Source organism: Paenibacillus sp. GCM10027627, assembly GCF_042675505.1.
GTDB lineage: Bacteria > Bacillota > Bacilli > Paenibacillales > Paenibacillaceae > Pristimantibacillus.
The window spans coordinates 544,095-564,083 of sequence record NZ_JBHTHB010000001.1 but is presented as its reverse complement, the minus strand read 5'-3'; the positions used below and the strand labels follow the sequence as shown (position 1 = coordinate 564,083).

At 48.3% G+C, this 19,989-nt stretch carries 22 protein-coding genes; 3 read left to right on the top strand and 19 right to left on the bottom strand.

The window, feature by feature from the left end; translation table 11 throughout:
- Positions 1–40: 40 nt before the first annotated feature.
- The 11 genes from rpsA to ACFQZE_RS02570 form a co-directional block, all read right to left on the bottom strand.
- Positions 41–1,276, bottom strand: a complete 1,236-nt coding sequence (gene rpsA, locus ACFQZE_RS02620) for a 30S ribosomal protein S1 (RefSeq protein ID WP_379353361.1) — start codon at positions 1,274–1,276, stop codon at positions 41–43.
- Between the two features lie 80 nt (positions 1,277–1,356).
- Positions 1,357–1,932 carry a lysophospholipid acyltransferase family protein gene (locus ACFQZE_RS02615; protein WP_379353359.1) on the bottom strand — a complete coding sequence of 192 codons (576 nt, stop codon included), beginning with the start codon at positions 1,930–1,932 and terminating at the stop codon, positions 1,357–1,359.
- 3 nt (positions 1,933–1,935) lie between these two features.
- On the bottom strand, positions 1,936–2,640 hold the full coding sequence (gene cmk / locus ACFQZE_RS02610) for a (d)CMP kinase (protein WP_379355471.1): 705 nt from the start codon (positions 2,638–2,640) through the stop codon (positions 1,936–1,938).
- Positions 2,641–2,774: 134 nt separating this feature from the next.
- Complete coding sequence (locus ACFQZE_RS02605; protein WP_379353357.1) at positions 2,775–2,978, bottom strand: hypothetical protein; 204 nt, start codon at positions 2,976–2,978, stop codon at positions 2,775–2,777.
- Between the two features lie 59 nt (positions 2,979–3,037).
- A complete protein-coding gene (locus ACFQZE_RS02600; RefSeq protein ID WP_379353355.1) occupies positions 3,038–3,691 on the bottom strand; it encodes a flagellar brake protein in 654 nt (217 codons plus the stop codon).
- A gap of 79 nt (positions 3,692–3,770) precedes the next feature.
- Complete coding sequence (ypeB, locus tag ACFQZE_RS02595; RefSeq protein ID WP_379353353.1) at positions 3,771–5,132, bottom strand: germination protein YpeB; 1,362 nt, start codon at positions 5,130–5,132, stop codon at positions 3,771–3,773.
- A gap of 68 nt (positions 5,133–5,200) precedes the next feature.
- Positions 5,201–5,359: a hypothetical protein gene (locus ACFQZE_RS02590; protein ID WP_379353351.1), complete on the bottom strand. Its 159-nt coding sequence runs from the start codon at positions 5,357–5,359 to the stop codon at positions 5,201–5,203.
- Positions 5,360–5,404: 45 nt separating this feature from the next.
- Entirely contained in the window at positions 5,405–6,097 is a 693-nt protein-coding gene (gene prsW / locus ACFQZE_RS02585) for a glutamic-type intramembrane protease PrsW (protein WP_379353349.1), read from the bottom strand.
- 15 nt (positions 6,098–6,112) lie between these two features.
- Complete coding sequence (locus tag ACFQZE_RS02580) at positions 6,113–7,348, bottom strand: Glu/Leu/Phe/Val family dehydrogenase (RefSeq protein ID WP_379353347.1); 1,236 nt, start codon at positions 7,346–7,348, stop codon at positions 6,113–6,115.
- Between the two features lie 155 nt (positions 7,349–7,503).
- Complete coding sequence (locus ACFQZE_RS02575; protein ID WP_379353345.1) at positions 7,504–8,118, bottom strand: genetic competence negative regulator; 615 nt, start codon at positions 8,116–8,118, stop codon at positions 7,504–7,506.
- 221 nt (positions 8,119–8,339) lie between these two features.
- A complete protein-coding gene (locus ACFQZE_RS02570) occupies positions 8,340–8,663 on the bottom strand; it encodes a hypothetical protein (RefSeq protein WP_379353343.1) in 324 nt (107 codons plus the stop codon).
- Between the two features lie 177 nt (positions 8,664–8,840).
- Between ACFQZE_RS02570 and ACFQZE_RS02565 the strand changes: the two genes are divergently transcribed.
- Entirely contained in the window at positions 8,841–9,683 is an 843-nt protein-coding gene (locus tag ACFQZE_RS02565; protein WP_379353341.1) for a polysaccharide deacetylase family protein, read from the top strand.
- On the opposite strand, the gene ACFQZE_RS02560 is transcribed toward ACFQZE_RS02565, so the two are convergent.
- Together ACFQZE_RS02560 and ACFQZE_RS02555 are read right to left on the bottom strand one after the other, a co-directional pair.
- On the bottom strand, positions 9,673–9,903 hold the full coding sequence (locus ACFQZE_RS02560; RefSeq protein ID WP_379353339.1) for a hypothetical protein: 231 nt from the start codon (positions 9,901–9,903) through the stop codon (positions 9,673–9,675). The two genes, ACFQZE_RS02565 and ACFQZE_RS02560, sit on opposite strands and share 11 nt — an antisense overlap.
- Positions 9,900–10,493 (bottom strand): CPBP family intramembrane glutamic endopeptidase, encoded by a 594-nt coding sequence (locus ACFQZE_RS02555; protein WP_379353337.1) that lies wholly within the window; start codon positions 10,491–10,493, stop codon positions 9,900–9,902. The genes ACFQZE_RS02560 and ACFQZE_RS02555 overlap by 4 nt, the downstream gene beginning before the upstream one ends.
- A 64-nt stretch (positions 10,494–10,557) precedes the next feature.
- On the opposite strand from ACFQZE_RS02555, the gene ACFQZE_RS02550 reads away from it, so the two are divergent.
- Together ACFQZE_RS02550 and serA are read left to right on the top strand one after the other, a co-directional pair.
- Positions 10,558–11,469, top strand: a complete 912-nt coding sequence (locus ACFQZE_RS02550) for a hypothetical protein (RefSeq protein ID WP_379353335.1) — start codon at positions 10,558–10,560, stop codon at positions 11,467–11,469.
- A gap of 231 nt (positions 11,470–11,700) precedes the next feature.
- On the top strand, positions 11,701–13,293 hold the full coding sequence (gene serA, locus ACFQZE_RS02545) for a phosphoglycerate dehydrogenase (RefSeq protein WP_379353333.1): 1,593 nt from the start codon (positions 11,701–11,703) through the stop codon (positions 13,291–13,293).
- Positions 13,294–13,458: 165 nt separating this feature from the next.
- On the opposite strand, the gene ACFQZE_RS02540 is transcribed toward serA, so the two are convergent.
- The 6 genes from ACFQZE_RS02540 to ACFQZE_RS02515 all read right to left on the bottom strand — a co-directional run bounded on the left by ACFQZE_RS02540 (position 13,459) and on the right by ACFQZE_RS02515 (position 19,985).
- Positions 13,459–14,928, bottom strand: a complete 1,470-nt coding sequence (locus ACFQZE_RS02540; protein WP_379353331.1) for an ATP-binding protein — start codon at positions 14,926–14,928, stop codon at positions 13,459–13,461.
- Positions 14,929–15,645 carry a response regulator transcription factor gene (locus tag ACFQZE_RS02535; protein ID WP_379353329.1) on the bottom strand — a complete coding sequence of 239 codons (717 nt, stop codon included), beginning with the start codon at positions 15,643–15,645 and terminating at the stop codon, positions 14,929–14,931.
- A 29-nt stretch (positions 15,646–15,674) separates the two neighbouring features.
- The gene (gene ccsA / locus ACFQZE_RS02530; RefSeq protein WP_379353327.1) at positions 15,675–16,940 is read right to left on the bottom strand and encodes a cytochrome c biogenesis protein CcsA; all 1,266 of its coding nucleotides are present in this window, start codon (positions 16,938–16,940) and stop codon (positions 15,675–15,677) included.
- Positions 16,937–18,613 carry a cytochrome c biogenesis protein ResB gene (resB, locus tag ACFQZE_RS02525; RefSeq protein ID WP_379353324.1) on the bottom strand — a complete coding sequence of 559 codons (1,677 nt, stop codon included), beginning with the start codon at positions 18,611–18,613 and terminating at the stop codon, positions 16,937–16,939. Before resB ends, ccsA begins: the two co-directional genes overlap by 4 nt.
- 11 nt (positions 18,614–18,624) lie before the next feature.
- Positions 18,625–19,155 (bottom strand): redoxin domain-containing protein, encoded by a 531-nt coding sequence (locus tag ACFQZE_RS02520; RefSeq protein ID WP_379353322.1) that lies wholly within the window; start codon positions 19,153–19,155, stop codon positions 18,625–18,627.
- 86 nt (positions 19,156–19,241) lie between these two features.
- Positions 19,242–19,985 carry a pseudouridine synthase gene (locus ACFQZE_RS02515; protein WP_379355469.1) on the bottom strand — a complete coding sequence of 248 codons (744 nt, stop codon included), beginning with the start codon at positions 19,983–19,985 and terminating at the stop codon, positions 19,242–19,244.
- Positions 19,986–19,989: the final 4 nt, after the last annotated feature.

Genomic DNA, 19,989 nt, shown 5'->3' with positions numbered 1-19,989 from the left:
CCGCAACCAGGTTGCAGGAATAGCCTTATTAAAAAATAGCTTATTTCAATTTGCTAAGTTTGTCGCCAAAACGCTCAGCTAGGGAATAGCTCATGCTGGAGCTGTTCAAGCTTACGTTCGGATTGTTGATTTCTTCGATTTTTGGCGCGCGAGGAGCACGCTCCGATCTTTGAGCCGGTTCTGGCTTCTCTGGAGCTTCTTCTGTTTCCTTAATGCTCAAGGATACACGCTTTTCAGCCGCGTTGAAGTCCAAAACTTTAGCTTGAACTTCTTGGCCTTCCTTCAATACTTCATGAGGAGTAGCGATATGACGATGAGCGATTTGGGAAATGTGAACAAGTCCTTCTACGCCCGGAGCGATTTCGATAAAAGCTCCGAAAGTAACGATGCGGCGAACAGTACCTGTTACAACATCGCCAATGTTGAAGCTGCCAGCTGCGGAATCCCAAGGACCAGGCTGAGCCGCTTTGATACTCAGGCTGATTTTGCCGATTGCCGGATCAACTTTAAGTACTTTTACGCGAACCGCTTGACCTTCGGATACAACATCCTTAGGATGAGCGACATGCTGCCAGGACAATTCGGATACGTGAACGAGACCGTCTACGCCGCCGATATCAACAAAAGCTCCAAATGGAGTCAAGCGTTGAACCGTTCCTTCCAGCTCTTGACCAGCTTGCAGCGAAGCCATTACTTGCTGTTTGCTTTGCTCAAATTCAGCATCCAAAACTTCTTTTTGGGAAAGAATCACTTTTTTGTTTTCAAGGTCAAGCTCTTTCACTTTAACGCGAAGAGTGCGGCCTTTGTAGTTGCTGAAATCTTCTACGAAATGACGCTCTACCATCGAAGCCGGAATGAAGCCGCGAACGCCAACGTCCGCTACAAGACCGCCTTTAACAACGTCTGCAACCGCAACTTCGAACACTTCGCCGCTTTCAAAGCGGGCTTGAAGCTCTTCCCAAGCTTTTGCGCCGTCAACAAGACGTTTCGAAAGAACAAGGCTTTCTTTGTTGTCGTCGATGCTGACAACTTTTAATTCTACTTCTTGACCAACTTGAACCGCATCCGAAGCGTTCTCAAGCTGAACGGAAGATAGCTCGCGAAGCGGAATGACACCGTCATATTTATATCCAAGGCTTACGTAAGCTTGGTTATCTTCGATTTTGACGATTGTACCTTTAACGGAGTCGCCTTTCTTCAAAGAAACGAAATTATCCATAGCGTCTTGGCTTACTTCCTCCGCCACGTTTTCTTGCACATTGATCTCTTCTGACATTGAAATAACCTCCTCAGTTCTTACCCCAACTTTATTTAAACCCGATTGGCCACTTGGCCGCACGGCATTTAAAACAACATTTAGTATTGCTTTGCCGCAAGCTCGTTAATGCGAGACATCACGATCTCGGTCACTTGCTCCAGCACATCTGGCGATGATTCATCGATAATTTCAGAAAGAATAATCGGTTCCCCGTAACATACGAGCGTTTTACGGAAAAGCTTGTAGCTGCCGACGATCGCCACGGGAACAATCGTTGCGCCGCTTCTAAATGCGATCATAGCCGCACCCTTTTTGGCGGCTCCCGCATTGCTGCGCGACCCTTCCGGGAATATGCCCATCACCTCGCCGGATTTAAGCAGCGTGATGGCGGATTTGATTGCATCTTTGCTTACTCCTCCCCGTTTGACCGGGAAAGCTCCGAAAGAGCGGATAAGCATTCCAAGCACCGGGATTTTGAACAGCTCCTCCTTGGCCATAAAATGCACTTTGCGAGGAACTAAAACGCCGATGGTCGGTGGATCGAAATTGCTGATATGATTCGAGGCCAAAATAACGGGCCCTTCGGCAGGTATATGATGGACACCCCTCGCCTCCAAGCGGAACAGCAACCTATAAAGGACTCTAAGCAGAAACCGGAATATGACGTATGACATAGTTTACTTCGCCTCCGCCAATTTGGTTCGACTTAAATTTACGATTGCGCCGACGACCTCTTCAATGGTCATGTCGCTGCTATCCATTTCGATAGCATCTACAGCGCGAATCAGCGGAGAAATGTCCCGTTGCTCGTCCAAGCGGTCGCGTTCGGCAATTTCCTTCTCCAGCTGCGCAAGCGATATGACATTATCGCCGGTAAGCTCCTGAAACCTTCTGGCCGCCCGAACTTGAACCGAAGCCGTCAAAAATACTTTAAGCTCCGCATCCGGCAGCACATGCGAGCCAATGTCCCTTCCGTCCATGACGACGCCCTTGCGGGCCGCCAGCTCCCGTTGCATGGAGCTCAACACTTCACGAACGATAGCGCTTGCTGCGAAATAAGATACACTGCGCGTCACTTCTCTAGACCGGATCAAATCCGTTACATCTTCGCCATTTACATAAATGGCCTGGCCCGTTTCACCGGGTTCCAATTCGATCTTCATGGAGCGAAGCATTCCCGCCAGCTCCACTTCTTGCTCGGCCGTAATCGATAAGCGCTGAGCGCTAAGCGTTACAGCTCTATACATCGCGCCAGTATCGATGTATACGTACCCCAATTGTCCGGCGACCATTCTTGCAACCGTGCTTTTTCCGGCGCCTGCCGGCCCGTCAATCGCGATATTGATTCGGTCGCTGTCACCTTCTTGCAATGCCACGTACAGTCAACCCCCTTTAAATCAAGGCGGCCTCTCTTCCCCAAAAATGAACAACTGCTTTCATTTCAAAGAAAAAGCAGGCATTGCCTGCGAACGTGAAAATTATACCACAGAACGCCCTCGGATGCAAAAGAGAAGCGCTAGTTCAGGCGAGTTCCCTCCCACCGATCCGCGCTTGCCAAGTTGCTCCTAATAAAGTCGTTTTGCAACGCCATCTGCATCAATAATACGAGAACAAGCAATACGAAAACGGTTTTTAGCAATGCTTTGCTCAAATTGTCCGCAAGCCTTAAAAAATCCCGCTTTCGCTGGGGAAACTTGTATCGCCGCATCCGCCCAAACATAAAAAACTCCCCTTTCTTTAGAGGATAGCTTTCCGTATTGGACGATTATTATACATCTTTTACCTGTTACGGTATTCCAACTGTTTTTCAAAGCAGAAACGGATAATTTTCCCACGATCGGAATCGCTGATGCTGGCAAATTTGATCATAACTTGCTTGCGCCCGGTATCAAGCAAATTGACCCTTACCACTTCCGCTTGAAACGGAACATGCTCAATTGAGCCATTTTTGTAAGGCACGAGCAGCCAGCAATCCAGCAGTTGCTCGCTTTGAAGCGGCCATTTTCCTTCGCAAATAAATGAAATTCCGCCGCCGCCGACATCGTCTGTCAAACACACAAACCGCTCGTGGCTTGACATCTTAACGGCAAGCTCAAGCTCAGCCGGCACGCGCAGGAAGCTTCTGCGTTGCACTTTGGTCATATGCTCGGGATCGGGCTTCATAATTTTGACGAGGCGGACTCCATCCTCTTTAAAGCCGATAACATGCGAATCGAAATAATGTTTGACTCCGTCTCCGGCTACAAAATAAACCGCCAGCTCATCGCCTAAAAAAAGCCTCTTCGGGCGGCCTGTCCTTTCGCTTATCGGGTATTCCACCAGCAAGGCTCCCTCTTCCTCGTCGGCGATTCTAGCTCTGTATTCAATCGCCGCTTCCACCTCGTCGGAAGAAGCGATTTGAAAAAATAGCATATGATTGACCTTTGGCAACAAAATAGCTCCCCTCCCATATACCAGACATTATAGCATGTCGAATGGAGGGGAGCTATATCGAACTTTCCCTAAAAAACCCTTATTTTGCGGCAGCTTCTTTGTCTTCGGAGCTTACTTCTTCAATCGTTTCTTCAATGCCCGTTTCCGCATTTATATAAATCCGGTATACAGAGCCGTTAATTGCCCCCGTATATTCGTAGCAGAGCACTTCCTCGCCTTGCTCGCTGTCAATTAAAGCAAGCTGCTCCTTCGTAATTTTCATGCCGAGATTAATCGCCTTTTTAGCTTCGGCCGTTGTCATAATGGGACTCGGAAGATCCCTTTTATGATGCTCGTACACGTAATCTGCGGCTTGCAAGCCAACGGCCTCGCCATTGTCCAAGGCGACCTTTACCGTCATCTTCTCCGGGTAGATCAGCACTCCATTTTGTGTTCCTACGTACGTAAAGGTGCCTGAATTGTTGTAGGAATCGTAGCTGATTGCCCGCATATCTTTAAAGCCGTGTTCATCCAAAAAGCGGTCTGCAGCATCTTTTGCAGCTTCGAACGTTATTTTTTTCTCTCCGAGCTCCCTTGGATTGAAGAACGAAACGAGCTGCCCGCCTTTTTGCGTAAAATCGAGCTGTACGTCCCGAAATCCTTTTCCGTCCGATACAACCGTGGAAAAAGAAGCATATTCCGTTCCTTTTGCATTTTCCGTTACTTTAACATGCGAAGGATCCACCTTCAAAAACTCCGCCGCTTTCTTTTGAATCCCTTCCGCATTGACGATCTCGCCGCCCAGCATTTTGATCGTCCGTTTTTGATACATGCTGCTGACGGAAGGCCCCCAGTTCAATTCGGGATACGAGCCGACTTTTTTGTCTACCGATCGAAGTCCGTCTACAATGGCATTGGGGCTTTGGGCCTGAGCTTGATCCGCAGCAATCGCGAGTTCGACGTCCATCCAGCGCAGCTGATTGCTAAGCACGTCTTGCTGCATTTTATGGAGGTCTTTCGCAATTTCGTCTGATTTCTCATACAGCGTCTGAAGCGTTTTGAATTCCTCGCCCGTTAGCGGCTGCTTCGTCAAATCCCTTACCGCAGTTTTGTATGCAAAATTGGAGATATGGGATAAAAAGTTTTCCGCTTCCGAAAACGGCAAATAGCTGAGCGGCAATTGGCTGATTTCGTTTTGCGCTTCGCTGGTTAGGCGCCATGCGTTCACTAACCCTTTTCGGTGAAAGCCGCTAGAAGCTGAATTGACGGCAAGCGTATTGCCAAGCTGTTCATGAAGCTTCTCCACATGTAGGGTCAAATCGTGGAAGGAGCGCTGATACTGGTTTTCCGCTTTGATCAAAATTGAATTTTTTTCTTGATGCTCTTGATAACCCCAATAAATTGCGCCGATTAGCACAATGGTCACAATAGGGAACATAATCGAGCTGAGTCTCCGGTACATACAAAAAGCTCCTTTCTTATACCAAACCTGAAATTAGTTTGGATTTTCGAAAGGAGCTTTATGCATGTTCATACGGGATGTTCTTCAATATCCAGATCGTTGCTATTATTGCAGATGCATTGCTTAAATCCCGTGTCGATAAAATCTTTGTCCCTTCGACCTCTTAAAACAAACTTTTCACCGCATACGTTGCAGCGAATTGTCACTTTGATTCGAGCCGCTTCCATACGTACCCCCTACAATTCCTTATAGGGACAGTATAGACCGTTTTTTTACAGCTTAACCTCGTCCTCCCTGCTCATGAAACGGAAGGGGGACTTGGCGTTCGCGCTGCTCATCTTGCGAAGGCCCCACATCCACAGAGCCGCCATAAACGGAACGATAAACCACATCCAGTCATGTTTTGTCGCAAGAATAATCCAGTCGTACAGCCCATGCAGCGCAAACGGCAGGAGCAACGAAATGATCAAGTATTTTTTTCTGGAACCGGACGAAAACTTCGCTTTGCCCATATAATAGCCCATCATGACGCCAAACAAGGCGTGACCGGATACCGGAAGCAATGCTCTTAGCACAAGCGTCCCGAATGAGGACGGCGAATAGATGGCATACAGAACATTTTCCAAAGTGGCAAAGCCAAGAGAAATGGAAGCTGCATAAACGATGCCGTCATAGGGCTCGTCGAATTCCATATGATTGTAAATAACATGATAAAGCACAAACCATTTGACCAGTTCTTCAATGCCGGCTGAATGGATAAACGCGGATACAAACGGGTCTTCTCCAAGCCAAAGCTGCAGCCCGCGCTGAAGAACCATAATCGGTACAACGATTAATATGCCAAGGACAAATAGACGCAGCACCATATGAATCGGCTCGGCTTCGTACCTGTCCCTTAAATATAAATAGATTAGGAGCGACAAGCCAGGCGCCACCGCTGCCGTTAAAACGGAAAATAAAAGCATTTTCCCCCTGCTTTCTTACACCCACCCGCGGAATCTGACAGCTTCCGCCATCTTGCGCACGCCTGCCATATAAGCGGCAAGCCGCATGTCGACTTTGCGGGTCTGATGAATGTCGTAAACGTTCTCGAAGCCCCTTATCATCATTGATTTGAGCTTGCCGTCAATTTCGTCTTCATCCCAATAATAACCCTGATTGTTTTGAACCCATTCGAAATAGGAAACGATAACGCCTCCAGCGCTTGCAAGCACATCAGGAATAAGAAGAATGCCGCGTTCGGACACGATACGAGTCGCTTCCAGCGTCGTTGGCCCGTTTGCCGCCTCCACGATGATAGAAGCCTTCAGCTTTGAAGCATTTTGTTCCGTAATTTGATTCTCGATTGCGGCCGGCACGAGCACATCGCAATCCAATTCCAGCAGATCTTCATTGGAAATGGTCGTCGGGAACAAATTGGTTACATTGCCGAAAGAATCGCGGCGATCCAGCAAATGCGGAATATCTAAACCATCTTTATTATACAATGCTCCGTTCACATCGGAAATGCCAATGACCCGCGCTCCTGCTTCATACATAAATTTGGCAAGATAGCTTCCCGCATTGCCGAAACCTTGAATGACGATTCTCGCGCCTTCAAGCGGTATGCCTTTTATACGGAGCGCTTCCTGAATCATAATAACAACGCCGCGCGCAGTTGCGGTTTCCCGGCCTTTGGACCCGCCAAGCACGATAGGCTTGCCCGTAATAAAACCAGGGGAGTCAAATTCGCGAATCCGGCTATACTCGTCCATCATCCAAGCCATAATTTGCGAGTTCGTCATGACATCCGGCGCTGGAATATCTTTCGTCGGGCCGACCAATTGGCTGATCGCCCGCACATAACCGCGGCTAAGGCGCTCAAGCTCCCGGAACGACATTTTGCGAGGGTCGCAAATAATGCCGCCTTTCCCTCCTCCGTACGGAAGATCGGCGATTCCGCATTTTAGGCTCATCCAAATGGACAAAGCTTTAACTTCCTTCTCCGATACGCCAGGATGGAACCGCACACCGCCTTTTGTCGGGCCAACGGCGTCGTTATGCTGGGAACGGTATCCCGTAAACACCTGAGTTGTTCCGTCATCCATCCGTACCGGAATACGAACGGTTAGCAGCCTCATCGGCTCTTTAAGCAGCTCAATCATATCATCGTTATATCCAAGTCTGCGAAGGGCTTGTTCAATTACAACCTGTGTTGCGTGCAGTACATCACTCATAAGGTCACCCGTCCTGTCTTTTCTCCATTGTCTACCACTAATATGAACTCTACGCGCAATAGCTATTCCATGCCCTCTTTAGCACTCTCACTAACAAAAAAAGAACATCACAAGGCAAACTCGGCCAAGCGATGTCATTTGCAATTTTGTTGGGACTAAAAACGGAAATGACTGCAGATTTCCTTAACAGCGGATTCAGCCATAATCACTTTGCCATATTCCTCCAGCATTGCATACGTGACCGAAGTTGCCTCTCCGTATTCAGCAAGCAGGGCAATTACGGCTTGGTGCTTGGAAGAATCAATCTGTGAAGGTTCCAGCGCCAATATCCACTTTCCGTTATACGAATAAAGCTTGCCGCTTTCCGTCATTCCGGATGATTGCAACTGGCCTGCCGCAGATATGACATCCTCAAAATCGCGAAATGCATACATGACAACGTCGCTTTGCTCCATCGTCACTTCCATATCGTATATGTCGTCATCCATGTCGTCATCTTCTCTCGAACGGTCATCCGCCGCATGATTGCGTCTGCCGCGCGTGATGTTAATTACCATTCCCTGTGCAGGCATAGCCAGCACCTCGACCGCGAGCGGACCGCTGGCGTCAAAACCAAGCTCTGTATAAGCCTGTTCCATCATTTCCAGAAACAGCTCATGAAGCTTAGGCGGCTCGCGCCACATATCGTCTTTATGGATCCCACGCTCCAACAAATCGTCGAACGTCAGGAAAATCCGTATCTTGTCCCCGCTAATCCGTTCGATTTTCATGATAGGATCCTCCTTTGCAGCATCTGTCGTAATAGAGTATGAATCTATTGCATCAATGTGAATAAAATGGACTCATACCAGCTATGCCTTTACTTTATCATGTCTGCAGCGCGAATGCACTAATCTCCAACGAAAAAAAGAATCGGTCATCGCCTTTCTGATTAGAAAGAACGATGACCGACTCTTTTTTTGGAACGGACAATTTTGGCTTACGGTTTGGCTTAATGAGAAAGAGAAGACGATTCCGCTTTAATTTTACTGACTTCCGCTTGTAGGGAAGGGTCGGATTCCAAAATCGCCTCAATTTGCGCCTTAGCGGCTTCGGAACCTGCGGCGGTACCGTCTGAAGGCTTTGGGGCTGCTTTCGCCGCCTCCCTTTTCCAATCGCCATGGATCATCTTCGTCATCGCTTTGCCCGCCATCGACGAGCACATCTCTGAAAGCGCCCCGGAAGCCCAAACTACTGCACCAGGCCGTTTGTGGGAAATATACAGTGTAGCCGCGGCTCCAAGCAAACCGCCGAACAAAAGACCGCTTAACCTCATCTTTGTTAACACCTCTTTTTCATGCTTCTTGCTTCCGTCTTTAGTGTGCCTCGCGGCGGGTCCGCCATCCTATATAAATACAGGAAATCGCCACCCTCGATTTATGTCGCAATATGGTACAATGTTGTCGAGCTTGAACTGGCATAAACTAGGCAAAAGGAAACGGAGGCTCTTCCCATGAACAAAAAATGGTATGCCGCATTTTTCGCACTGGCTCTCGTTTTGCAGCTATCTGGATGCGGGAATGCCGCCGTCGAGCAGGCCGCAGCGCCTGCAGCCGTCGTACCGGCCCAAACGGAAACTGCTCCTGTCAGCATCCCTTCCAATACGCCTTCTTCCGCAAAATCTTCTCCGCCACCAACTGCTGAAACGGAAAAAGCAGCGGAGCCGCTGTATGAAATGAACAAAGCGTTTCGGTTTGTGCCGTTAAACGAACGGGTGCCGGAAAAGGCGGTCCTATTGACGTTTGATGACGGCCCCAAAGATGAAAAAACGATTCGCAGCCTTCTGGATACGCTTGACAAGCATAAAGCAAAAGCGATTTTTTTCGTGAACGGCTATCGGGTGGAGCAAAATCCGGAATTGCTGAAGCTAATTCATGAAAGAGGACAAATGATCGGCAACCATTCCTTTGATCATATCAACCTGAAAAAAGAAGATGAAGCGACGGTTGAATCGCAAATCGGCAAAGTTCAGCAATCGGTAAAATCGCTGATCGGTTCCGAGCCCGTCTTTTTCCGGCCGCCGTATGGCGAGGGAAACGATACAGTCAAAGCGGCAGCAAAAAACCACGGCATGTTGTACATGACGTGGTCTAACGGTTCTTTGGACTGGGATGCCTCAGCCAAAAACAAACCGGAGGTTGTTATCCAAAATGTAATGGATCAGCTTCATCCCGGCGCTAACATTTTGATGCATGAATTGCAATGGACCGCGGATGCCTTGGATACGTTGATGGACAATATAGAGACCGAAGGTTATACATTTATCGATCCTGGAACAATTCGGCTCATGAACTGAATTTATTTCCGTACCAAAACAAGAAAACAACTAGGCAAACAAACAAAATAAACAACAGATTGTAATACCATTTATGCACTTTGTTAAGGCTGGAAGGAAACTTTTTGCGCCGCGGAGGCAGTTGATTCGTTTCCCCTTCCTCCGTCAAGCTCGTAAATTCACCTACCTTTTCTGTTTCTATCTTTTTCGAGGAACGGCTGTGTCTGTCTTTTCTGCTCATGGCTCCCTCCTAAAACGAATGATCAAGCCCATTACCAAATCGATCACAAAATGGGCGATTATCGGTGCCCAGATGGTGCCGCTTTGTTCATAAATCCAGCCAAGCCCGTAGCTGATAGAAAACACAAGGCCTGTCGGTATCCAGTGCTTTAAGTACCTGACATGGATCGCTGCAAAAATAATACTTGTCCAATAAGGGCCGATAGCGTGCTGAATGGCTCCCCGGAACAGCAGCTCTTCGCAAACGGCGACAACAAGAGACAAAGCGGCGATATGCCATATCGGCCTGTTCCTGAAAATGCGTTCATTAACGCCGCCGTCATCAGCCGCTTCTTCCGGTACGAAGCGGGAGATGACCAGGTCAACGACAATGACCGCCGCCGCGAATCCGGCCCCCCACCATAGAAACTGAAGATTGTCCGGAATGGCGAATAGATGCAAAATATTTTGACGCTGAAATAATACCCATATGATACCGATAATAAGAGTAAGAGCTTGGGTGGCGTACAAATTTATAAGTAGCATACGGTCGTCAATCTCGTCAACATTGACCTTGCGAACCCGTATTTTGCGAATATCGAATTTTTTCATTGCTGCGTGCCCCTCTGCCAAAATAATTAAGTATTATATCTTTATACATAAGAAGGAGATTACGATGGAAAAACGACTAACGACCACAGCTATGCTATTCAGTGTAGGCTTTCTATTCATGCTTGTATGCGCGGTAGGGGCCTTTTTCTACGGTGTGCAAATCGGCTCCGAAAAGATTGAAGCCAAATACGCTGCGGCCAAAGAAGCGGAAGGCGGAATCAGTGAAAGCGCCACTCCCTATCAGCAGCAGGATCTCGTCTCTTTTTATCTTACCGTATTTTCGCCTTATCGTGAATTTCAAAGCAAGTGGCTAAGCGACATGGACGCGCTGTCCCGCGGCGGCAACCTCGATGCGGAAGCAGCCTTCAAAAGCTTAGCGAAGCTGGCAGACAAAAAAGTTGAAGAATCGGCTTCCTTTAATATGCAAAAATCTCCATTGCTCGGCGAAGCGCAAATTGCGTATGTCCGCAGCCTCAAGCTGTTCAAGGATGCCGCAACCAAAGCAGCCGCAGCAAAAACGAAAGACAAGGCCGCGATCTACAAAAACGTGCTTGCCGACAGCAATTACAAAGCGGCCGTAAAAGAAGCGCTGGAAGCCCAAAAGGACTATTACCATGCGATGCAGCAATGGGCGGCCACAGTCGATCCCAAAGTTCCAAATACGTACAAAGCGTCGGGTCCGCTTAGCGCAGACAAATGGAAAGGGCTTCCTTTGACCGTCAAAAATTCGATCGTGGTCAACTATTTAAAAGAACGTAACGAGCTATACGAGTTTTATCCGCATGACTTGACCAGCCGAGTCGACGATTTTATCCAGTCCGGGCAAGCTTCCAAAATGAAGCTGCAAACGGCAAACGCCATTATCGATCTGTTGATGAATACGCGGGCGGTCGATCCCGAGGACTTCAGCGCTATTAAAGGCAGGCTGTATGAATCGGAAACGCTCCCTCAACTGCCATTTTTCTATCCGAAATGACAAATCTATCGATAATACGAACATTGTGCTAGAATCATAACGAAATTTTCACAAATGAGCAAGTTTCGGCATTGCAATCCGTCGCTGTAATGCTATAAAATAGTAAAGTCTGATTCGTTCGTGGATTGAACTCTCGACCCGGTTGCCGCCAAGCGGCGCGGGGAGAGGGTTTTTCTGTTCATATCTCAGCGGAGCACTCTTGCGACGCCAAAACTAGGAGGCCTGTTTTACATGTACAAAGTGCTAGTATCCGATCCCATCAGCGATCTGGGGATCCAACAGCTTGTCGAAGCGGCAGATGTAGCGGTCGACAAAAATCCTGGGCTTAGTGAAGACGAATTAGTTGCCATCATCGGCGAATACGATGCCCTGCTAGTCAGAAGCCAAACGCGCGTTACGGCTAAAGTGATGGAAGCCGGCAAGCGGCTGAAAGTGGTTGGACGAGCTGGCGTAGGCGTCGACAATATCGATCTCGAAGCAGCTACGCAAAGAGGCATTATTGTCATTAACGCACCGGACGGCAACACCATTACCACTTGCGAGCATACTTTCGCGATGATGATGGCGGTAGCAAGACATATTCCACAAGCATATATGAAAACGGTAGCCGGTACATGGGACCGCAAATCGTTCCTTGGCGTCGAGCTGCGCAACAAAACGCTTGGCGTACTCGGTATGGGACGTATCGGAAGCGAAGTGGCGAAACGCGCCAAAGCATTCGGCATGAACATTATGGGCTACGATCCGTTTATGACGGAAGAACGTGCCGAGAAGCTAGGCATCAAGCTTGCTTCCGTAGATGAAATCGTGCGTAATGCCGATTTTATGACCGTTCATACTCCACTTACGGCAGAAACTCGCCATATGATTGGAAAAGCCCAATTTGCCGTAATGAAACCCGGCATGCGCATCGTAAACTGCGCACGCGGCGGCATTATCGACGAAATCGCTTTGGTTGACGCCATCGATCAAGGCATTGTAGCGGGCGCTGCTTTTGACGTATTTGAAGTAGAGCCTCCTGCTCAAGATCACCCGTTCCTGACTCACCCTAAAATTATTGTCACGCCTCATCTTGGCGCATCCACAGTAGAAGCTCAAGAAAATGTCGCTATCGACGTTTCCGAGCAAGTGCTGCACATTTTACGCGATGAGCCGTTCGTAAACGCAGTTAATATGCCGCCGATTCCGGCCAATCTTCAAAATAAGCTTCAGCCTTATTTCGCACTTGGAGAAAAGCTTGGAAGCTTCATTGCTCAATCAACGGAAGGCGCAGTACAAGAAATTGTGGTCAGCTATTCCGGCGAATTGGCCGAGCTCGACACTCAGCCTCTTACTCGTTACGTCGTTCGCGGAGTATTGTCCCACCACTTGGGCCAAGAGCAAGTTAATGTGGTCAACTCCTTGCATCTTGCCAAAATCCGCGACGTTAACATCGTCGTTCAGAAATCGAATACGTCCAAAGACTTTACAAACCTTGTTACGGTAACGCTTCGTACGAAGAAGGAAGAGAATGTGGTAGCCGGAACGCTGCTTACTGGATACGGACATCGCATTGTGCAAATCGACAAGTTCCCGGTTGACGTTACGCCTGAAGGCAACTTGATTCTTATTTCGCACAACGATAAACCGGGCATTATCGGCCGTGTCGGCACGCTGCTTGGCGACAACGATGTCAATATCGCAACGATGCAAGTAGGTCGTCAGCTTGTCGGCGGTTCCGCCATTATGGTGCTTCGTGTAGACAAAGGCACGCCAAAAGAAGTGCTGGCTAAGCTGATCAGCATGCCTGAGCTCAATACCGCAAAAGAAATTATTTTGCCATAATAGGATACAATATATCGCAAGAGCCGTCGGAATTTACTCCGACGGCTCTTATTGTTTCACGATGAACAAGATTAATCGGCCCCCTTCAACAAAAAAAGCGTCCTGTTAGCAGGACGCTTTCGGTTTATTCCCCTTATTGGGACAAGATGAAAGCCGGGTTGACAATTAGTCATGAGCTTCGACAGGCAATAACAGCGTAAACGCAGTACCCGCGCCGGGGAAGCTGTCCACCACAATTTTTCCGCGATGGAGGTCAATTAAATTTTTTACGATGGCCAGTCCAAGACCGGTGCCCACCGATGATCCTCTTGTTCTCGCTTTGTCCGCTTTGTAGAACCTCTCGAAAATATAAGGAACATCCTCTTGAGGAATGCCTACCCCTTCATCCTGCACCTTCAGTTGGATAAAGGATTTACCGCTAAGCAACTGGTTTTCCCCCGACAGCGTAATAGCCTTCCCTGCCGGTGTATGTCTAAGCGCATTGTCCATCAAGTTGGTCAACACCTGCTCCAGTCGGTCTTCATCCGCTTGGCTCATAATGAGCGGCTGATCGACAGGAAGTTCTACTAGCAAAGCAACTTCCCGCTCCTTCGCATAAACCTGAAATTTCCGATGAACCCGCTTCAGCACATTGCGCAAATCAACCTCTTGAAAGTGCATATCGACATGTCCGGCTTCCATTCGCGCGATATCGAGAAAATCGTTGACGAGCCTGCCCATTCTAAGCGATTCGTCGTAAATAACTTGAACGAGCTCCTTGCGCTCCTCCGGCGATGCGACGATATCGTCCAGCAAAGCTTCGCTGTACCCTTGGAGCATGGACAACGGAGTCCGAATTTCATGCGAAATATTCGCTACAAAATCGCGTCTCAATTTGTCCAGCTTATGCTCTTCCGTCACGTTACGGATAACCGCGACCGCACCTCGTACAATTTCTCCCGATTGAAGCGGCGCCATTACAACCGACCATACGCTGCTATGCACATGGACTTTTCCGGTTTGGTCCCGCCCTTCTTTCATGACGCTTTGATAGAGCTCGCGCAGCGGCATCGGAACACTTGGGAAAAAGGGGGCATCCTCTTGCTGCTCTTCCTCCCAAGCGTATTCAAGAGAAGCCCAACCTTTAATAAGCAAATGACCGCTCGGATTCGTTAAAATGACTTGGCCTTCGGCATCAAATGTAATGACAGAGTCGCCCATGCTTCGCAGAACGCTGGCCAGATGATTCTTTTCATGATTTAGATCGTGAATGAGCTTATCGAGCTGCTCCGTCATATGATTGAACGTATTGGCAAGCTGGCCGATTTCATCCGAAGATTGAATGTCCACCCGTGTGTTGTAATTGCCTTGGGAGACGGAATCAGCCGCATTCTTCAGTTGAAGAAGCGGCTGCTGAATTTTGGCCGACAGAAAAAAGGCAAAAAACGTCGACAACAGAAAGCCGATAATGGCTGTAATGACAAACAATACTTTTATATCATGCGATGAATTATCGTCAAACCAAATATCGATATATTGGAGCAAAAACACACCCAATATTAAAAGCACGACGGCGACCAAAAGCATAATGGTCGCCCACAGCTTGCCGACTACACTGTGCCAAAGCAAACGGGCAAGTCTATCCCATACTTTCATTTATTTCGGCACCTCAAGCTTGTAGCCGACGCCCCATACCGTCGTTATCATCGATGCGGCTTCGGACGAAACCTTGTTCAGCTTCTCGCGCAGCCGCTTCACATGCGTATCGACCGTTCGAAGGTCGCCAAAAAACTCATAGTTCCAAACGTCCTTAAGCAATTCCTCGCGAGAAAACACTTTATCTGGAGACACGGCCAAATAATGAAGCAGCTCGTACTCCTTTGGCGTCAGACTGACCTCTTGCCCGCCAGCCGTTACCCGGTGCGCATCATGCTCAATAACCAAATGCGGAAATACAATGTTGTTGCTCGTATTTAATTCTTTGGTCAAAAACGCCGTCGCCGAGGAACGTCTCAAAATCGCTTTTACCCGGTAAATGACTTCGCGAGGGCTAAACGGCTTTACGACATAATCGTCCGCTCCCACTTCGAAACCTTGCACCCGATTCATTTCTTCACCCTTGGCCGTGAGCATAATGACCGGAGTTGCTTTCACTTGGCGAAGTCGGGAGCAAACCTCTACCCCGTCGATACCGGGAAGCATAACATCAAGCAAAATGAGAGCGTAGTCCGTATTCGATGCCAGTCTCAGCGCCGTCTCCCCATCTTCCGCTTCATCTATGGTGTAGCCTTCCTTCTCCAAATACATTTTGAGCAAGCGGCGAATTCTTTCTTCATCGTCCACTACCAATATTCGGTTACCGTAGTCGGTCATGCTCTAAGCAGCTCCTTTCAATCGCAACATTATGTTCCTGAATAGGAATGTAGACCCGCGATGATCAGGTTTACCCCAATCAACGTAAACAATACGATGACAAACCCGATAACGGCAAGCCAAGAGGAACGAAGCCCCTGCCAGCCTCTCGACAAGCGGAAATGCAAATATGCGCTGTAGAACAGCCACGTAATGAGCGCCCAAACTTCTTTGGGGTCCCATCCCCAAAACCTGCCCCATGCAATTTCCGCCCATATCATCGCGAAGATGAGCGCACCGAGTGTAAAGATCGGGAAGCCGATCGCAATGGCGCGATAGCTGATTTCGTCCAGATCCTCCGGATCGATACCATCCATAACTGGATGAATAACAGCGCCGAGGCGCTTGCGGAATACGAGGCGAAGCAAGCCGTAAAGCAGCGTTCCCGCGATGATCGACCAAATAACGGTATTGAACTTGCGGCCTGCATTAACACCGTTCATCCAAGATGGACTTTCGAACAATGGCTTGTCCATACCGATAAAAGGTTCCACAGAAACGACCGTGCTGTTGTATGGCTTAACAATCGGCGGTAAAAAGTATGTTACATTGCTTACCGATGATTTTTGGTTGCCTTGGCTATCGATTGTAATTTTCTCCTGAGTAAACTCAGCTTGGTAGCCTGCGGCACGGAAGCCGAATACTGCAATAATAAAGCCAATGATAACTATAATGGAGTACAGCGTAAATTCGACCCAAAACTGCGATCTTCTTGCCGCTTTAGACGTATCCGTAAAGTTGACGACGCGCAGCAAATACATTAAACCAGCCGCAAATCCAACCGCAAAAAAGGCTTCGCCCAAAGCGGCGGTTGTGACATGCACTTTCAGCCAGATGGAATTCAGCGCCGGAATGAGCGGTTGAACTTCCTGCGGGAAAACGGACGCATAAGCGATAATAATGACCGTCAGCGGCAAAGCGAACATGCCAAGCAGCGGTTTTTTGTACATAAAGTGTACAATCGTAAAGGCCACCATAATCGCCATGCCCAAAAACGTCATAAACTCATACATGTTGCTCGTCGGAATCTGCTTAAGCGGACTGCCGATCCAGCGTGTAAAGAAAAAAGTCAAATGAGCGGCAAGGCCGAGGCTTGAGACGGCAAAAGCAATTTTGCCCCAGCGCTTCTCATGCTCTAGCGGATCGCGGTTGCTCCATTTTTTGCCCGCAATCGCGATTACGTAAAATAAAAATGCGAAGCAGTATAGGAAAAATGCCACTATAAAGGCATCACTGCTGAAGTCTAAAAGGCTCACGCGTTTTTCCCTCCGTTATCTAGCGTTTTCGGATCAACTTCGATGCCCGTCTTTTTCAAAGCGGCCGCGATATCCGCACGCATGCCAAACCAGTTTTTGTTCGTATGGCCCCCAAGAGCAAGCTCTCCATCGTCAATACGAATCCATATTCTGCGATGCTGCCAGTAAGAGCCCATAATTAGACCGACCATGGAAAATACGGCTCCAACCCACAAATACGGAAGCGCCTTGTCCATACGGACGTTAAGATGGGTCGTTGCTTCTGAGAAATTGACGTTCTCCATTCCATCTACACGGATTTCGATCTTATCCGCCAGCTCCCGATTGATTGTCTCTTGTGAAAACTTCACTTTATCTTTCTGCATCGGGAAGTAGATATAAGGTTCGCCTTCCTCCGCAAGTCCAGGCCCCTTCACTGTAAATATAAAGGCCGGCGCATTAGGCTCCCTCGACAACGTTGTCGGCTTGCCTTCGCTGTCGAGCGCAAATTCCATGTAGTTCGCATACAGGTCTAGCGTAAATGGCCCCAGCTTATGATGAAGACCAGCGTCTTTCATCGGCAAATGGAACGGCCCATAGCTTTCACCGGTCCGCTTGTCCACCAACATCGGATCGACGGAATTGAGCCTTGGCTTCAGATCAAAATCAAATTGATACAGTTTTAGTCCTTTATACTTCAGAGGTTCGTTCACAATGATATTGTGCTTCTTAACCTCTTTTAGCACCGGCTCTTTTATCGGATCGCTGCACTGGCTGACGCATTCGTACAGAACGGCTTGCGTCTCGTATTTTTTCGCCCGTGTGGTCCCCTTTAGTTCCTGCGGCAATTCCTCGTCTTTATAAAACTCTACAACAAACTTTTCGCTTTTGATGTAGTAGTTCGTATCGGCAATATGAACCGTGTCGCCGTCCGGCACACTGACGTAGCTGTCCATTTGCCAGCCTGGAATGCTTCTTGCGAGTATAGCCAGCAGAAACAAAATAAGGCCTATATGATTAATATAGGGACCCCAGCGGCTGAACCGCTGCTTCTCCGCAAGGAGCGCTGTGCCCGTCCCTTCTTCGATATGGATCCGATAGCCTCTGCGTTTCAACTGCTGGCCGAAACCTTCCACCCATGTTTTCGAATCGCCTTCGATCATCCCTTTATAAACCGCTTTTTGGCGCAAAATAAATTGATGATGCTTGCGAATTTGTTGCTTATTAAGCGCCCGGTAGAGCGGCAGTACCCGGTCCAAGCTGCAAATGACCAGCGATGTGCCGATCATGACAAGCAAGCCGATAAACCACCAGCTTTCATACGTGTTGCTAAGTCCGAGAGCATAATAGATTTTACCTGGCAGACCGTATGTGTCCCCATAATATGTAGATGCATCAAAGTTGTTGATAAAAGTCGTTTCTTGAGGGTAAATCGTTCCCAGCATAGCCGTCAAAAACGTAATGACAATCAAATAAATCGCTATCTTGACCGATGAAAAAAAGCTCCAAACCTTATCAATCAGCGACGGATTGCTTTTTTGCGATCGGCGGGCAACGCCATCATAGCGCATTTCCAGAGGCTCTTCAGACTGCTGCATATCTTTCAGCAGCGGCTTGCCGCAAGATTCGCACAATACGGTGCCGACCGCGTTTTGATGGCCGCATTCGCATTTCGTATTTTCTATCGTTAACACGTGATGACCTCCTACAGCTCAAGCAATCTCTCAACCCGTTCGTTAATATCCTCTTCGAGCATACCGCCCACGTACACTTCCATCAGCGTCCCGTCTGGCTTTACAAAAAACGTAGTCGGATATTGTCTGAGGCTGTAGCTTCGTTCCGTTTTGCGGTTTTGATCCCGAAGGATGGGATAGGTCAAATTAAAGCGTTTTACAAAATTGTTGACGGTAAGCGTATCTTCGCTCAAATTGATGGCGAGGATGACAAGTCCGCGATCCTTCCACTTTACATATTGCCTTTCGAACTCCGGCATTTCTCTGACGCAAGGCTCGCAGAACGTTCCCCAGAAGTTAATGACGACCGGCTTCCCTTTAAAATCCGAGAGGTTGGTCGTCCCGCCGTTTAAGTCAGCCAACGTAAAGTTCGGCGGTTCTTGTCCTACTTTTAACGTTCCGGATGGATCTTTTTTAAAGATGGCCGTCCCGATTGCATACCCGCCAATAACGATTACGGCAAGCAAAATAATAATTTGAACCGTCTTTCGCGATTTGCCCACTATGTATTCACCACCCAATTCCACAAGCGCATATGCATTCAGCTTCATTATAACGAAAAGTCGACGGCAATAACTGCCGCCGCCGATTACTTTTTATGAACTTTATGTGTCTTGCGCGCAGATGCCAAAAGCTCTTGAACTTCCTGCGGCGTAAGATGTCTGAACTTGCCCCGTCCAAGCTGCTGCAAGCCCAAATCGCCAAATTTAATCCGTTTCAAACGGGTCACTTTGTGATTGATGGCCTCGAACATTCTTCTAACCTGGCGGTTACGTCCCTCGTAAATCGTGATGGAGATGGTTGCTACTTTATTTTCCGTATCGACGTCGTGGTATTCTACTTCCGCTGGCGCCGTCATGCCGTCCTCCAGCTTAATCCCCTTTTGCAGCTGTTCCAGAGCACTGCCATGCGGGATTCCTTTTACAGTAGCGTGATAGGTTTTCGGCACATGATGACTAGGATGCGTGAGCAGATTTGCGAACTCCCCATCATTCGTAAGGATGAGCAAACCTTCCGTATCATAGTCAAGCCGGCCTACCGGATATACTCTTTCTTTGATTCCCGGCAAAAAGTCGGTTACGATTTTGCGTCCTTGCGGATCTTTGGCGCTCGTAATAACGCCCTTTACTTTGTTCATCATCAGATAAATCTTTTTTTCGCCTTTGATCGGCTTTCCATTCACGGCAATGACGTCAACCGCAGGATCGGCTTTTACGCCAAGCGTCGTCACTTTCTCCCCGTTCACTTCAACCGCACCGGACAAAATGAGTTCTTCGCACTTCCTGCGAGATGCGACGCCTGCTTGCGCCAATATTTTCTGTAAACGTTCCAATGCT

Bases quoted from the DNA above. Each gene is read 5' to 3' on its own strand.
- rpsA (WP_379353361.1), bottom strand. From the start codon at position 1,276: ATGTCAGAAGAGATCAATGTGCAAGAAAACGTGGCGGAGGAAGTAAGC.
- ACFQZE_RS02615 (WP_379353359.1), bottom strand. From the start codon at position 1,932: ATGTCATACGTCATATTCCGGTTTCTGCTTAGAGTCCTTTATAGGTTG.
- ACFQZE_RS02605 (WP_379353357.1), bottom strand. From the start codon at position 2,978: ATGTTTGGGCGGATGCGGCGATACAAGTTTCCCCAGCGAAAGCGGGAT.
- ypeB (WP_379353353.1), bottom strand. From the start codon at position 5,132: ATGTACCGGAGACTCAGCTCGATTATGTTCCCTATTGTGACCATTGTG.
- ACFQZE_RS02590 (WP_379353351.1), bottom strand. From the start codon at position 5,359: ATGGAAGCGGCTCGAATCAAAGTGACAATTCGCTGCAACGTATGCGGT.
- prsW (WP_379353349.1), bottom strand. From the start codon at position 6,097: ATGCTTTTATTTTCCGTTTTAACGGCAGCGGTGGCGCCTGGCTTGTCG.
- ACFQZE_RS02580 (WP_379353347.1), bottom strand. From the start codon at position 7,348: ATGAGTGATGTACTGCACGCAACACAGGTTGTAATTGAACAAGCCCTT.
- ACFQZE_RS02575 (WP_379353345.1), bottom strand. From the start codon at position 8,118: ATGAAAATCGAACGGATTAGCGGGGACAAGATACGGATTTTCCTGACG.
- ACFQZE_RS02570 (WP_379353343.1), bottom strand. From the start codon at position 8,663: ATGAGGTTAAGCGGTCTTTTGTTCGGCGGTTTGCTTGGAGCCGCGGCT.
- ACFQZE_RS02565 (WP_379353341.1), top strand. From the start codon at position 8,841: ATGAACAAAAAATGGTATGCCGCATTTTTCGCACTGGCTCTCGTTTTG.
- ACFQZE_RS02560 (WP_379353339.1), bottom strand. From the start codon at position 9,903: ATGAGCAGAAAAGACAGACACAGCCGTTCCTCGAAAAAGATAGAAACA.
- ACFQZE_RS02555 (WP_379353337.1), bottom strand. From the start codon at position 10,493: ATGAAAAAATTCGATATTCGCAAAATACGGGTTCGCAAGGTCAATGTT.
- ACFQZE_RS02550 (WP_379353335.1), top strand. From the start codon at position 10,558: ATGGAAAAACGACTAACGACCACAGCTATGCTATTCAGTGTAGGCTTT.
- serA (WP_379353333.1), top strand. From the start codon at position 11,701: ATGTACAAAGTGCTAGTATCCGATCCCATCAGCGATCTGGGGATCCAA.
- ACFQZE_RS02540 (WP_379353331.1), bottom strand. From the start codon at position 14,928: ATGAAAGTATGGGATAGACTTGCCCGTTTGCTTTGGCACAGTGTAGTC.
- ACFQZE_RS02535 (WP_379353329.1), bottom strand. From the start codon at position 15,645: ATGACCGACTACGGTAACCGAATATTGGTAGTGGACGATGAAGAAAGA.